This is a genomic window from Subdoligranulum sp. APC924/74 (assembly GCF_003324125.1).
Classification (GTDB): Bacteria; Bacillota; Clostridia; order Oscillospirales; family Ruminococcaceae; genus Gemmiger; species Gemmiger qucibialis.
The window spans coordinates 1-13,891 of sequence record NZ_PSQF01000020.1 but is presented as its reverse complement, the minus strand read 5'-3'; the positions used below and the strand labels follow the sequence as shown (position 1 = coordinate 13,891).

Sequence of the window (13,891 nt, the reverse complement as noted above, 5' to 3'; positions counted from 1 at the left end):
AAGGTACAAAGCTATTTTAATGTGCGTGCGCGGCACGCACACCAGCATTATTCTTTATTCTTTTTTAATTTTTATTTCGTATTATTCCAGGTTCCCCGTCAATGTCATGACGGCGGAGAGGACGGCGAGGGGAGCGGTTTCACAGCGGAGGATGCGGGGGCCGAGGCCAACGGTAACGGCGCCGCATTCGGCAGCGTGGGCAGCTTCCTCGGCGGCAAAACCGCCCTCACTGCCGGTCACCACGGCGATCCGTTTTGCACGGTTTCCCGGTTCTTTGTTGAAAACTTCCCGCAGCGAAACACCGCCGCACTCGTAAAAGAAGAGCACGAGGTCATAGTCCTTGAAGCGGTCGCACACGGCGTTAAAATCCGGTAGGGGAAGCTCCACCGTGGGCAGAATGCCGCGGCCGCACTGCTTGGCGGCTTCCACAGCCACGCGGCAGTAGCGCTCGTTTTTTGCTTCCTCTTTTTTGGGGGCAGCTACACAGTAGCGGCTGAAAAAAGGCACAACATTGGTCACGCCCAGCTCCACGCTGTGGCGGATGGTATCTTCCAGCTTGCCCAGCTTGGGGTACCCGGCAAACAGTGTTACTTCAACACTGGGCTCTGCGGCGCTGGGGTAGCCCTCGGTCACGGTAAACTCCACCCGGCCTGGCTGGATGGAGGTAATGGTGCCCACATACTCCACAGCGTGGGCGTCACACAAAATCACGTTCTCACCAATTTTGGCGCGCATAACGTCAGCCAGGTGGTGGGCGTCGGTGCCGTTCAGGGCGGCGCGGCCATTGCCAACTTCGGCGGTAAAATAGCGGTGCGGCATAGCGTTTATACCTCCGCGGCGTTTTTGCAGATCACGCAAACCCAGCCGCGCTTTTCTTTGATCTCAACCGGCTCCAGCCCGGCGGCACGCAGCCCGGCCAGCACTTCGTCCTTGCGGGTATCGATAATGCCGGAAGCAATGAACCGTGCACCCGGCGCCATCAATACCGGCACATGCGGCGCAAGGGACAAGATAGCCGCTGCCACAATGTTTGCGGTGATGATGTTGTATTTGCCGCTGGCTTTGTCAGAAAGATCGCCCACCAGCACGGTAAAGTGCTCGGCCACGCCGTTTCGCTCGGCATTCTCGCCGGCGGTGCGCACGCACATGGGGTCAATATCCACGCCCTCGGCTTCGGCAGCGCCCAGCTTCAACGCAGCAATGGCCAGAATGCCGGAGCCGGTGCCGATATCCAGCACACGCTCGCCGCCCTTTACCATGCTGTCCAGCGTTTCCAGGCACAGGCTGGTGGTTTCGTGGGTGCCGGTGCCAAAGGCCATGCCGGGGTCCATCGTGATCACAATTCGGTCAGTATCATAGGTTTCCCAGCCGGGTACAATGGCTAGGCGCTGGCCAATGTCCATGGCGTGGTAATATTTCTTCCAGGCGTTCTGCCAGTCTTCCTGTTCAATGCCGCTGGTTTCCAGCTTGTACTCCACGCCGCTGGCTTCCAGCCGCTCTTTGAACAGGGGCAGGATCTCGGCCGGGTTTTCGTCCGGGGCCAGGTACATGTGCACCTTTACAATATCGCGCGGTTGATCCAGCAGGTCCTGCTCGATCAGGTCCACATGGGCGATCTCCCATGCCTGCTGTTCCAGGTCGCGGTAGTCCTCAATATAAATGCCGCCGTTGGATACCATGGTAGCAATCGCTTCGGCGGTTTCGGCATACTGCTGCGGTACGGTAATTTGGATATCGGTCCATTCCATAGGAAAAATCCTCCTGCTTGCGTTGTTGGGTCTTTTTCTATTATACTAAATTTTGTCACAAATGGAAAGGGGCGTTTGCCATGAAGATCGTGCTGCTGAACGTGGAGCAGGCACAAAGCATTTACCGCAGCCAGATGGTGCGGGATTTCCCGGAATCGGAGCTGAAACCCTTTGCTTCGGTGCAGGGCATGATGACGCGCGGCCTGTATGAGCCGCTGGCGTTTTATGACGAGGCCGGTGCCCTGATGGCATATGCCTGGCAGGCGGTTCTACCCCAGTGCCGCAATGTGCTGCTGGATTATTTTGCTGTTTTACCGCAGTACCGCGGCAGCGGTGTGGGCACGGCGGTGCTGAAAGAGCTTGCCGCCTATTACGCCCCGCGCAAGCAGAGCCTGATCATTGAATGCGAACACCCCGCCGAAGCGCCAGAACCGGCAGTGGCAAGGCGGCGCATTGGCTTCTACCTGCGGGCCGGTGCCCACGCCGCTGCTATGGAAAGCCGCCTGTTTGGCGTGCGGTACCAGATCTACAGCCTGCCCGCGGGCGGGCTTGCCAAAGATGAAGAAATCCACTGCGATTTGCAGGAATTGTACCGCACCATGGTGCCGGAACCCTATTACCGCGGCAACGTGAACTTTTTTGGCGCATAACCGGCACGGCAGGCGGGAAAGCTAACGGCAGACTGAAATAAAAGGAAGTGTGCCGTATGCAGCTGCCCCCAAAAAATTATGACGCCATGGTCAAGCGGGCCAATCCGCCCAGCCCGGTCGTCAAGGACTGCCTGTGGGCCTTTTTCGTGGGCGGAGCCATCTGCCTGTTGGGCGAAGCCCTGCGCCAGTTCTACCTGAGCTGGTACGATAAAGACCTTGCCGGAACATTGACCAGCATCACACTGGTGATGCTTTCCGCCATCACTACGGTGCCGGGCTGGTACCAAAAGCTGGCCGCCAAGGCCGGGGCCGGGACGCTGGTACCTATTACCGGGTTTGCCAACTCAGTGGTCAGCCCGGCGGTGGAGTTCAAGGCCGAAGGCTGGATAACGGGCGTTGGCGCTAAAATTTTTACCATCGCGGGCCCGGTGCTGGCGTTCGGCACACTGGCTTCCTGGGTGTGGGGGCTGGTGTATTGGGCGATGAATAAGTTTTGACCCCAAAATAATCGCGCAGGGCGCTGCTTTGGCTGCCCTGCGCATATTTTTTGCCCCGCTGCGGCACACTAAGCCCAAACAAACCGGAAAGGGGATTGCCTGTTATGCCGATACGAAGGGGCGATACCGTAATATTCCCGCACCCGCCGGTGCTGGCGGCCTGGGCCGCCGTGGGCGGCAAAAAAGAGAGCGAAGGCCCGCTGGCACAGGGCTTTGATGAGCTGGTACAGGATGCGGGCTTTGATGCCGAGGGCTGCACCGGCTGGGAGCAGGCCGAAAGCATGCTGCAGCAGCGCTGTGCCCGCCATTGCCTGCGCAAAGCGGGCATTACCAAACAGCAGGTGGAGCTTGCCTTCGCGGGGGACCTGCAGGCCCAATGCACCGCCAGTAATTACACCATGCGCCAGCTGGGGGTGCCCTTTGCCGGGCTGTATGGTGCCTGCTCCACCATGGCGGAAGCGCTGTGCCTGGCGGCCCTCTGCGCGGCAGCTGGCTATGCGCATGAAATACTCGCCATGAGCAGCAGCCACTTTTGCGCGGCGGAGCGGCAGTTCCGCACCCCGCTGGAATATGGCGGCAAACGCACCCCGACCGCCCAGTGGACTGCTACCGCTGCCGGGGCCTGCCTGGTGCGGGGCAGTGGGGCCGCGGGCGTGCCGGTACTTTCAGCTACCATTGGGCGGGTGTGTGATGCAGGGGTCAAGGATATCAACAACATGGGGGCCGCGATGGCCCCCGCGGCGGCCCAAACGCTGCTGCACTACTTTGCGGACACCGGCACCACCCAGCAGGACTTTGACGCCATTTTTACCGGTGATCTGGGTGAAGTTGGCAGCACCCTGCTGCATGAGCTGATGCGCAAAGCTGATTGTCCGGTGGAAAACCACCAGGACTGCGGATGCCTGCTGTATGATGTTGCCGCCCAGAACGTGCAGGCGGGCGGCAGCGGGGCCGGGTGCAGTGCTGCAGTGCTGGCAGCGCATGTTCTGCCGGGGCTGGTGGAACGGCGCTGGCGGCGGGTGCTCTTTCTTTCCACCGGGGCGCTGATGAGCCAGACAACCTTTTTGCAGGGGGAAAGCATCCCCGGCATTGCGCATTGCGTGGAGCTTGGCTGCCCGGAAGAGGAGGAGAACACATGAATTATCTGTGGGCATTTGTGGTGGGCGGCGCCATCTGCGTGGTGGGGCAGCTGCTGATTGATTACACCAAGCTGAGCCCCGCCCGCATCCTGACCGGTTATGTGGTGGCCGGTGTTATCCTGAGCGCCGTTGGCCTGTATGACCCGCTGGCAAAGCTGGCCGGGGCCGGGGCCAGTGTGCCGCTGCTGGGGTTCGGGCATCTGTTGGCCCAGGGTGTGGTGAAGGCCGTGGATGAAATTGGGCTGCCCGGTGTGTTCACCGGCGGCATTGGCGCAGCGGCGGGGGGAATTACCGCCAGTTTGGTGTTTGCCCTGATGGCCGCGCTGGTGGGCAAAAGCAAGGACCAGAATTAAACCGGCGAATATGTGCCAAGAACCAATATACAAATGAAAATGCCCGCCGATAAAAACCGGCGGGCATTGTTCATGCAATCTTATTCTGCAGCAGCGGCCTTGTTGTTGCGCTTAGCCATGCGGCTGATCTTGCGGGCGGCAGTGTTCTTGTGAATGACACCCTTGTTCTTGGCAGCGTCCAGAGCAGAAACAGCGACCTTGATGGCGGCGTCCTTGTTCTCGGCATTGCTGTCGATGGCAGCGTCTGCCTTCTTGACAACTGTTTTCAGGTTGGACTTGATGGCCTTGTTGTGTGCAGCCTCTTTCTTGGACTGAGCAACGCGGTCTTTCTGAGATTTAATATTAGGCATTCGTTCCACCTCCTTGGTTTACCCATAACAGTACAAATTATACTAGCATATATTTTGGCCGGTTGCAAGTGTTTTTATAAATTTTTTTCGTGTTTGGCGCTAATATTGCAATGTTTGCGGGGCAGGCAGGCATGGCTGGGGGCATATTGCCCGGCGGTGGGGGCATATCTATTCCGCAAGGGGGTGTTTGCCATGCGCAATGCGGGCCGTGTGCTGGGTGCGCTGCTGTGCACCGCGGCGTTAGCGGGCAGCGCCCTGGCGTTGCGTGTGGTGCCCGGCGGCAGGGTTCTGGCCCTGCTGTTTTGTTCGCCCGGCGCGGCGTTCACGCTCTGGCAGCAGGCAGGGGTGGAACCTCCGCAGGCCCAGCCAGCTGCCGCCCTGGCAGAATCATCGGAATCACCGCCGCAGCCCACCCCGGAACCATCCGTCCAGCCAACCCCCAGCCCCACACCGCAGCCCACGGCGGAACCGGAAGCCAACCCGGCCCCAACCATTACCATACCGCCGGGGGTGCAGACGACAGCGCCCATCCTTGACCGGACTTTCGGCCAGGGCAGCGGGCAGGGATATATTGCCCTTGCGGCGGGCAGTATCAAAAATGCAACGGATGAACCAGATTCAACCATTGCCACCGCGGCGCAGGGTGCGCTGCCCTTTACCGTTACCCCCGGCAGCCCGGACCCGCAGGTGCTGATCCTGCACACCCACGCAACGGAAACCTACCAGACCTGGGACACCCCGGTGTATGACCCCGACTTTACCGCCCGCACCAAAGATACCACCCTGAACATGTGCGCGGTTGGGGAGGCAATGACCAAAGTGCTAAACGATGCCGGGATCACCACCCTGCACGATACCACCCTGCATGATTCCCCCAGCTACACCGAAAGTTACGCCCGCAGCGCCCAGACAGCGCGGCGCTACCTGGAAGAATACCCCAGCATCAAAGTGGTGCTGGATGTACACCGCGACGCGATGGAAAGCGGCGATGCCCGTGTGCGCCCCCTGACAACGCTGGACGGCCAGCCGACTGCACAGGTCATGATCATTGCCGGGTGCAATAACGGCGGCACCGTCCAGCTGCCCAACTGGCGGCTGAACCTCTGCTTTGCCGCCAAGTGGGAGGAACGCATGGAAATGCTGTACCCCGGCCTGACCCGGCCGGTCCTGTGCGGGTACCGGTTCTATAATCAGGATGTCAGCCCCGGTGCGCTGCTGATCGAAATAGGCGGCCACGCCAACACGGTGCAGCAGGCAGTACGGGCCGGGCAGTACGCGGCAAAGGCACTGGCAGCCCTGTTTGGCGGCAGCGTGTAACCGCGGCAAAACGCCCTTGCAACGCAAAACAAAATAGAATATACTGGACAAAGATAAGGCAGCACCGCATGATTCCCGACGGGCGGCATCCGGAACGATGCGGGACTGCCATAAAAACCGGGGTGGAACACCACCCGCCCCGCAGGAGGATACCATGCAGAACACCATCCTGATCCACGCACCGGGCCGCAGGCAGGGCCGCGGGGCGCTGGTGCTGGCTTATACGGCGCTGTTTGCCCTGTTGATGGGCATCTGGGCTGCTATTTTTGCGCTGAATGGGCAGAGCTTTATCCAATATGGCGATACCCTCAAGCAGCATTACCCGTTTCTGGTCTATTATGGCCGCTGGCTGCGGCAGGCCGCGCGCTGTGTGCTGACCGGCGCGGCGGTGCCCACCTGGGATTTTTCCATCGGTTACGGTGCGGATATCATTACCACGTTGAGCTATTACGGCCTGGGTGACCCGCTGGACCTGCTGGCAGCCTTTGTGCCCGGCCGGTGGACCGAGCAGCTGCTGGAGGGCCTGATCGTGCTGCGGCTCTACCTGGCGGGGCTGGCCTTTATGGCGTTCAGCCGCCGCCATGGCAACAGCCGCTTTGGCACCCTGCTGGGTGCGCTGGCCTATGTGTTCAGTGCGTGGCCCATCCAGGCAGGGCTGATCGAACCGGTGTTCCTGGTGCCGATGTATTGCTTCCCCCTGATGCTGCTGGGAGCGGATGATCTGTTTGAGAGCCGCAGCCCGGTTTTGTACATTGCCGCCATTGTGCTGACGGCACTCTCCAACTTTTTGTTCTTTTATATGGCTGCGGTGCTACTGGTGCTGTACGCCATTGCGGTGTACAGCAAGCGGTACGGGGCCAAAAACCTGCGCACCCTGCCACCGCTGCTGGCAAAGTTCATCGGGTTTGCGCTGGTGGGCATTGCAATTTCAGCCGTCACCCTGCTGCCCACCGCGCAGGAGCTGTTCGGCAGCGCTCGCTTTGGCTTAACGCGGGAAACCGCGCCTTACCCGTTCTACCGCTTTTTTGAGCTGCTGGCCAACATGACCACCGGCATGGGGTATGATGCTTACTCTACCTATGCGGGGGTGACCTCGGCGGCGTTTTTGGGTGTGCTGGTGCTGTTTGCCAAGCCGCGGCAGAACACCGTGCTCAAGTGCGCGTGGCTGGGTCTGCTGGCCCTGCTGCTGGTGCCGCAGGCGGGCAGTGTGTTGAACGGGATTTCTTACGTTTCCAACCGCTGGGTGTGGGCGTTCACCATGCTGGAAGCCTTTATCCTGGCGCGGGTCTGCCCCGGCATAACGGCGTTTGAGCCGAAAGAAAAGCGCAACCTGTTTGCGTTGCTGGCGGTTTACTGCGTGGTGGCGTTCTGCGTCAAGCAGGGCCGCACGGAGACCGCCCTGCTGGGCGCGCTGCTGCTGGTGCTGCTGGCCGTGTTTGTGCTGGCGGCAGATGGTGTCAGCCGCCGCGGTGTGCAGGCTGTTTTACTGGCGGGCTGCTGCCTTGGCGTGGTGATGAACCTTGGCGGCTACTATGGCATTGAGGAAGCCGATGCCGTGAACGAGTACCGCCCCGCCGGTTACGCCTGGAGCACCACCGTGCAGGACAACCCCGCCGTGGCCCTGCATCTGATGGAGGACCAAAGCTACTGGCGGTATGACTCGCTGGTGAACGAGCCGATCAACAGCCCCATGCTGCTGGATGTGTATGGCACCGGGTACTTTTTCAGCCTGAACAACAGCTACCTTTCCAGCCTGTTCCGGGAACTGGGGCAGAACACCCCGGTGGAATATGATTACCGCGGTCTGCAGAACCGCACCCCGCTGGAAACGTTGTTCGGCGTGAAATACGCCCTCTGCGCACCGGATTCCACCGGGGCGCTGCCCGCCTTATTTGACAGCCAGGCCGTGCAGGCAGCGGAAATCGGCGGCAGCACGGTTGCGGTTTACCCCAATACGGCGGCGCTGCCCATCGGCTATACGGCGCAAAACCAGATCAGCCGCGAAACCTATGATGCCCTGACCCCGCTGCAAAAGCAGGATGCCCTGCTGGACGGCGTAGTGCTGGAAGAAACCGGCCTGCTGCCGGAAGCGGAATTGACCGGCGATACGGTAAGCCCCGCAGCCGAAATGGAGCTGGACGGCGTGCAGCAGCTGGATGAAACCACCTACTATGCCCCGCAGGACGGCGGGCGCATTACCCTGACCATTGCCCAGCCGGTGGCGGATTGTGAGACCGCCTTTGTGGTGCAGGGCATGCAGTACACGGCCACCAGCCCGCTGGATGCGATGAGCGAAGAAGAACTGAGCGCCATGAGCGCCCATGACCGCCGCAGCCTGCAAAAGCAGTATGCGCATTTCTGGCGCAAGGACAGTGTCTATCTGCGCCTGCTCAGCAACATTGGTGAGGGCCGCATTGAGTATAACCGCCCCAACAGCCAGTATTACTGTGGCCGGCATGACTTTGTGTATAACTTTGGCACCAGTGATGAACCCTTGCAGCAGATCACGATTGTACTGCCCTTTGCGGGCTATTACCAGTTTGACCGCCTGGCGGTGGAATGCCAGAAGCTAGATACCGTTGCGGCCCGTGCGGAGAACCTTGGGGCCGAAAACCTGCAGAATGTGACCCTTGGCACCAACAGCCTGGGTGGAGAAATCACCACCACCCGCAGCAGCGTGCTGGTGGTGCAGCTGCCGTATTCTACTGGTTGGAGCGTGACGGTGGACGGTACCCCGGCCCAAGTGCTGCGGGCAGATACGGCTTTCCTCGGCGTGGCGCTGGAACCCGGCAGCCATACGGTGGCGTTTACCTACAAAACACCCGGTCTTACCGCGGGGGCAGCGCTCAGTGCGGCAGGAGTGGTGCTGCTGGCGGCCATCTGGGCCGTGCCGGCCCTGCACAAAAAGAGCAAAAAGCGCCGCAAATAACAAGCGCTTTACTTTTTAAGCATCACACGTTATAATACATTTTATCTAGGTGTAACTGAAAAGTCGAAAATTTAGCCTATGGCAACACCGCACAATTCCCGCCTTGCGGCTTAAGCACCGCTCCGGCAGCTGCGGCACGGCATCTGCGTTGCCAAAATGCTCGATAATGTCGGGTTGCGGTACCCGCATCGTGCTTCGGGGGCAAAAGCCCCTCGCACTCTGCGACCGCTGCCCCTGCTTCGGTTCGCTGTTTCCGCCACTGGCGGCGCTCACCTTTGCAGCATCCAGTATTATCTGTGCTTTTGGCTTGGCATCTGCCGCACCTCGCTCGCCGTATCGGCACTTAGAATTATGCGGTATTGCCCTATTTCTACAATCGCAGCCGGATTCCGCGTTAAAAAGCCTTGGAATCCACAAAGGATTCCTGCGGCCTTTTGCCTTGAATCCGGCATGTGCTTGCGAAATAGTCGTCATTTTCTTTGTTTTCAGATACACCCCCTACATTTGCATTTTAGGAGTGGGAACACATGGAACGAGTTGAAATTGCATCGCTCTATAAGGCTACCCCGGCGGATGGTACCAAAGTTACTGTCTGCGGCTGGGCAAAAACCGTGCGCGATTCTAAAAAGATCGGTTTTATCTCTCTGGCAGACGGCAGCTGCTATAAGCCCGTGCAGATCGTTTTCCAGGCGGACAAGCTGGAAAACTATGCCGAGGTTGCAAAATCCGGCCTGTACACCAGCTTTGAAGTGACCGGCACCCTGGTGCTGACCCCCAACGCTAAGCAGCCGTTTGAGATCAACGCCGATACCGTTACGGTGCTGGGCACCTGCGGCAGCGATTACCCGCTGCAGAAAAACAAGATGGGCATGGATTACCTGCGCACCCTGACCCACCTGCGCCCCCGCACCAACACCTTTAACGCTGCGTTCCGTGTGCGCGGCCAGGCCGCTTATGCCCTGCATGAGTTCTTCCACAAGAACGGCTTTACCTATGTACACACCCCCATCTTTACCGGTTCTGACTGCGAAGGCGCAGGCGAGATGTTCCAGGTTACTACCCTGGACCTGAACGATGTGCCCAAGACCGAGGACGGCAAGGTGGATTACAGCAAGGACTTCTTCAAGCGCCCGGTCAACCTGACGGTTTCCGGCCAGCTGGAAGCCGAGGCCATGGCAATGGCCCTGGGCAAGGTTTACACCTTTGGCCCCACCTTCCGCGCAGAGAAGAGCTATGATACCCGCCATGCCGCAGAGTTCTGGATGATTGAGCCGGAAATGGCATTTGCTGACCTGAATACCTACATGGACACCGCTGAGGCCATGACCAAGTATGTCATCCGCTACCTGCTGGATAACTGCCCGGACGAGCTGGCATTCTTCAACCAGTTCTTTGATAAGGGCCTGATCGAGCGTCTGGAGCTGGTTGCCAACAGCGATTTTGCCCGCGTGAGCTACACCGATGCCATCGAACTGCTGAAAAAGAACGATGACAACTTCCAGTATAAAGTAAGCTGGGGCATTGACCTGCAGACCGAGCACGAGCGCTACCTGACCGAGCAGGTGTTCAAAAAGCCTGTGTTTGTTACCGATTACCCCAAAGAGATCAAGGCATTCTATATGCGCATGAACGAGGACGGCAAGACGGTTGCCGCCGCCGATATGCTGGTGCCCGGCATTGGCGAGCTGATCGGCGGTTCCCAGCGTGAGGAGCGCCTGGATGTGCTGCTGGCCCGCCTGGATGAACTGGGCCTGAAGCGCGAAGATTATGACTGGTACCTGGACCTGCGCCGTTTTGGCAGCGTAAAGCATGCCGGTTACGGCCTGGGCTTTGAGCGCCTGCTGATGTATGTCACCGGCATCCCCAACATCCGTGATGTCATTGCCTTCCCGCGCACCTGCGGCGGTTTTTAATGGGGGCGGTCAGCGAACCGCTGATCCAATGGTTTGAACTGAATCGAAGGCTCCTGCCTTTCCGGCAGGAGCCTTCGGCATATCATATCTGGGTCAGCGAGATCATGCTCCAGCAGACCCGCGTCTCGGCGGCGCTGCCCTATTACGAGCGTTTTGTGGCCGAACTGCCGGACCCCGCCGCCCTTGCCGCCTGCGACCCGGACAAGCTGCGCAAGCTGTGGCAGGGGCTGGGGTATTACAGCCGGGTGGCCAACATGCAAAAGGCGGCGCAGATCGTCTGCCGGCAGTACGGCGGCCAGCTTCCCGCAGATTATGCCGCCCTGCGCGCTCTGCCCGGCATTGGGGATTACACGGCTGGGGCTATTGCCTCCATTGCATTTGGCATCCCAGCCCCGGCGGTGGACGGCAACGTGCTGCGGGTATTTGCCCGGCTGGATAATAACTCTGCCGATATTACCAAACCTGCCGCCAAGCGCGAGTTCACAGCCCGTGTGCTGGAAGAAATGCCCAAGGAACGCCCCGGCCCTTATAACGAGGCGTTGATGGAACTGGGGGCGCTGGTCTGCCTGCCCAACGGTGCGCCAAAGTGCGAGGTCTGCCCGCTGGCTGCTCAGTGCAAGGGCCGCGCTGCAGGCCGGGCCGAACAGCTGCCGGTCAAAACGGCTAAGCCGGAAAAAACGCTGGTGCCGGTCACGGCCGCGCTGATCACCGGGCCGCAGGGCGTGCTTTTGCAGCGCCGCCCGTCCAAAGGGCTGCTGGCCGGGCTGTGGCAGCCCCTTGCCTTTGAGGGTACCGCCATGACCCAACCGGAACTGGACGCCGCGTTGCGCGCCATTGGCCTTTGTGTGCAGTGGCAGGCCCCGCTGCAAAGCACCCGCCATGTGTTCACCCATCGCATCTGGCAGATCAGCGGGTTTTGCGGCACAGCCGCAGGCACGGCGCCGGAGGGCTGCGTCTGGGCCAGCCGCGCGGAGCTGAACGGGGAATACGCGGTACCAAGCGCATTTGCGGGCATTATGCGCCAGTGGCAGCCGGAATAAAAAGCAAGCAGTGGCAGGTGAAGAAATTTTCCGGAGACCATGCTGTGGAGAATGGTGCGGTATCACCTTAATACCTGAACCTTTTTGTGTGAAAAATTTACAAGGGAAAGATTGTATTCACCCGGTTAATCGGGTATAATATTTTACAGACCCATCCCTTTTAGAATACGCGGAGGAAAAGTATTATGATGAAGAAATCCACTTTTGGTGCCATTCTGGCGTTTTTGTTTGCTGCTGCCGGTGCCCTGACTGCCGCTGCGCTCTACCTGCGCCGCCGCGAAAAGGAACTGGACGAATACGAGCGCCTGCTGTACAGCGATGACGGCGACGATTATGACGATGACGACGAATATCTGCCCATCGACAATGAACCGACAGAAGCCGCCGAAGAAAAGGCTGCTGACGATGCTGAATAAGCCGGAACAGCCAGCAGAAAAGTGAAAATGGCCGGGCTTCGGCCCGGCTGTTCGTGTTTCTTGCAATCAGTAGTGATACTTATTAAATGATAAAAAAGGCTCAGATAAACCATAAGGCGCTGCTGAAAATAAGAAAAATGACGGTAGTGACTATAAAATCAGACTGAATTTCGATTTTTCTGCTGTGCCAAGGAAAGGGAACGCCATGAAAAAGCTCTTGCTGTGGCTGGTTATGGTGGTGGTTATGCTGGCGGTGCTGCTGGGCGGTGCCGGGTACGCCATGTACGCTATGACGGGCGATGACAAACTTCCCACGCAGCACCCCACTTTGGGCGATACGAAACTGGAACCGATCGGCTATGACTGGAGTGTGCCGGTGCTGGGCAATGTGCTGAACCGCACGTTTGAACAGCCCAGCACCCTGACGGTGCAAAAGCTGGGCGAAATGACGGAAGCTGCCCCGGAGCTGGTTTTGCCGGACTGGGCGCAGCGCACGACCCTTACGCTGAAAGATTCGGCCGGTAGCGTTGTGGTGCAGGGGGATGCCGCTGCCTTTGCGATGTATGCCTACCCCAAAAATGGCAGCTATGAGCTGACCCTGACCGCTTACCGCAACACGGCGGACCCCGGCGATGCCACCGGCTGGTACCGGTACTGTGCATCTTATACCATGAATATCCAGCCCAAGGCGGTGCTCAGCAGTGAACGCGTCAGCCAGGGCGGCGTGGCGGCACTGGTCATTACCGGCATTCTGGATGGCAGCGAGCCGACCGTGGAAACCGACCTGGGGGATGTATGGTTCCGCCCGGTGACCGGTGGGTATATGGGCTATATCCCGGTAACCTATAATGCCGAGGGTGGCCCCCATACCCTGACCGTGACTTGCGGCAGCCTGACCCAGGAGCTGACCCTGAACGTGATGCAGAGCGAAGCCAAAACCGTGGATGTGGCCGCAGAGGCAGACATACCGGGCGCAGCAACGGAATATAAAAATGCGATCTGGCCCCTTTACACACAGGGCAGCAGCGAAAAGCTGTGGCAGGGCAATTTTGCCTCGCCGGTGCCCAGTGCGATTCTGGCGGATTACGGCGCGCGGCTGCGCACCGATGGAACCATTACCGGCCGGGCAACTGGCATCAATTATAACGCCGCAGCGGGTACCGTCGTTACGGCACCGCAGGCGGGTACTGTGGTGTACGCCGGAACGCTGGCGCTGACCGGCGGCACTGTGGTGATTGACCATGGCTGCGGGGTTAAGAGCTATCTGTTTGGGCTGGATGCCGTAAAGGTGCAGCGTGGGCAGAGCCTTGCCCGCGGCGAAGAACTGGGCACCACCAGTGAGGAGCATACCCTGATCTGGGAGCTGCGCATTGGCAGCAAGTCCGTTGACCCTGCTGCCGCCCTGACGGGCAGCAGCGGCCTTTTGTACCGCGAAACAATGTAACAAAATAGAGTTAGAGCAATACCGCATAATTCTAAGTGCCGATACGGCGAGCGAGGTGCGGCAGATGCTAAGCCAAAAGCGCAGATAATACTGGA

13 protein-coding genes are annotated in these 13,891 nt (G+C 59.4%); 10 read left to right on the top strand and 3 right to left on the bottom strand.

Translation table 11 applies throughout. From position 1 onward, the window contains the following. Positions 1-81: 81 nt before the first annotated feature. Together C4885_RS07120 and prmA are read right to left on the bottom strand one after the other, a co-directional pair. Positions 82-819: a 16S rRNA (uracil(1498)-N(3))-methyltransferase gene (locus C4885_RS07120; RefSeq protein ID WP_113999677.1), complete on the bottom strand. Its 738-nt coding sequence runs from the start codon at positions 817-819 to the stop codon at positions 82-84. Between the two features lie 5 nt (positions 820-824). Further along, positions 825-1,748 (bottom strand): 50S ribosomal protein L11 methyltransferase, encoded by a 924-nt coding sequence (prmA, locus tag C4885_RS07115; RefSeq protein WP_113999676.1) that lies wholly within the window; start codon positions 1,746-1,748, stop codon positions 825-827. 80 nt (positions 1,749-1,828) lie between these two features. Here prmA and C4885_RS07110 point away from each other — a divergent pair, with 80 nt between their 5' ends. From C4885_RS07110 to spoVAE, 4 genes are all read left to right on the top strand, one after another. Then, positions 1,829-2,398 (top strand): GNAT family N-acetyltransferase, encoded by a 570-nt coding sequence (locus C4885_RS07110; RefSeq protein WP_113999675.1) that lies wholly within the window; start codon positions 1,829-1,831, stop codon positions 2,396-2,398. A 56-nt stretch (positions 2,399-2,454) separates the two neighbouring features. Further along, positions 2,455-2,895, top strand: a complete 441-nt coding sequence (locus C4885_RS07105; protein WP_113999674.1) for a SpoVA/SpoVAEb family sporulation membrane protein — start codon at positions 2,455-2,457, stop codon at positions 2,893-2,895. 104 nt (positions 2,896-2,999) lie between these two features. Next, on the top strand, positions 3,000-4,034 hold the full coding sequence (locus C4885_RS07100; RefSeq protein WP_113999673.1) for a stage V sporulation protein AD: 1,035 nt from the start codon (positions 3,000-3,002) through the stop codon (positions 4,032-4,034). Beyond that, positions 4,031-4,387, top strand: a complete 357-nt coding sequence (gene spoVAE, locus C4885_RS07095) for a stage V sporulation protein AE (RefSeq protein WP_113999672.1) — start codon at positions 4,031-4,033, stop codon at positions 4,385-4,387. The genes C4885_RS07100 and spoVAE overlap by 4 nt, the downstream gene beginning before the upstream one ends. Before the next feature lie 80 nt (positions 4,388-4,467). Here spoVAE and rpsT read toward each other — a convergent pair whose 3' ends face one another. After that, positions 4,468-4,737: a 30S ribosomal protein S20 gene (gene rpsT, locus C4885_RS07090; protein WP_113999671.1), complete on the bottom strand. Its 270-nt coding sequence runs from the start codon at positions 4,735-4,737 to the stop codon at positions 4,468-4,470. A 192-nt stretch (positions 4,738-4,929) separates the two neighbouring features. Here rpsT and spoIIP point away from each other — a divergent pair, with 192 nt between their 5' ends. The 6 genes from spoIIP to C4885_RS07060 all read left to right on the top strand — a co-directional run bounded on the left by spoIIP (position 4,930) and on the right by C4885_RS07060 (position 13,796). Next, positions 4,930-6,054, top strand: coding sequence for a stage II sporulation protein P (spoIIP, locus tag C4885_RS07085; RefSeq protein ID WP_113999670.1), 1,125 nt, complete (start codon positions 4,930-4,932; stop codon positions 6,052-6,054). Positions 6,055-6,208: 154 nt separating this feature from the next. Continuing rightward, complete coding sequence (locus tag C4885_RS07080) at positions 6,209-8,983, top strand: YfhO family protein (RefSeq protein ID WP_158538833.1); 2,775 nt, start codon at positions 6,209-6,211, stop codon at positions 8,981-8,983. Positions 8,984-9,510: 527 nt separating this feature from the next. Further along, positions 9,511-10,896 carry an asparagine--tRNA ligase gene (gene asnS / locus C4885_RS07075; RefSeq protein WP_113999668.1) on the top strand — a complete coding sequence of 462 codons (1,386 nt, stop codon included), beginning with the start codon at positions 9,511-9,513 and terminating at the stop codon, positions 10,894-10,896. Next, positions 10,896-11,936, top strand: coding sequence for an A/G-specific adenine glycosylase (locus C4885_RS07070; protein ID WP_113999667.1), 1,041 nt, complete (start codon positions 10,896-10,898; stop codon positions 11,934-11,936). The genes asnS and C4885_RS07070 overlap by 1 nt, the downstream gene beginning before the upstream one ends. A 185-nt stretch (positions 11,937-12,121) precedes the next feature. After that, the gene (locus C4885_RS07065) at positions 12,122-12,352 is read left to right on the top strand and encodes a phosphatase (protein WP_242979507.1); all 231 of its coding nucleotides are present in this window, start codon (positions 12,122-12,124) and stop codon (positions 12,350-12,352) included. A 205-nt stretch (positions 12,353-12,557) separates the two neighbouring features. Continuing rightward, a complete protein-coding gene (locus C4885_RS07060) occupies positions 12,558-13,796 on the top strand; it encodes a murein hydrolase activator EnvC (RefSeq protein WP_113999666.1) in 1,239 nt (412 codons plus the stop codon). Positions 13,797-13,891 lie beyond the last annotated feature (95 nt).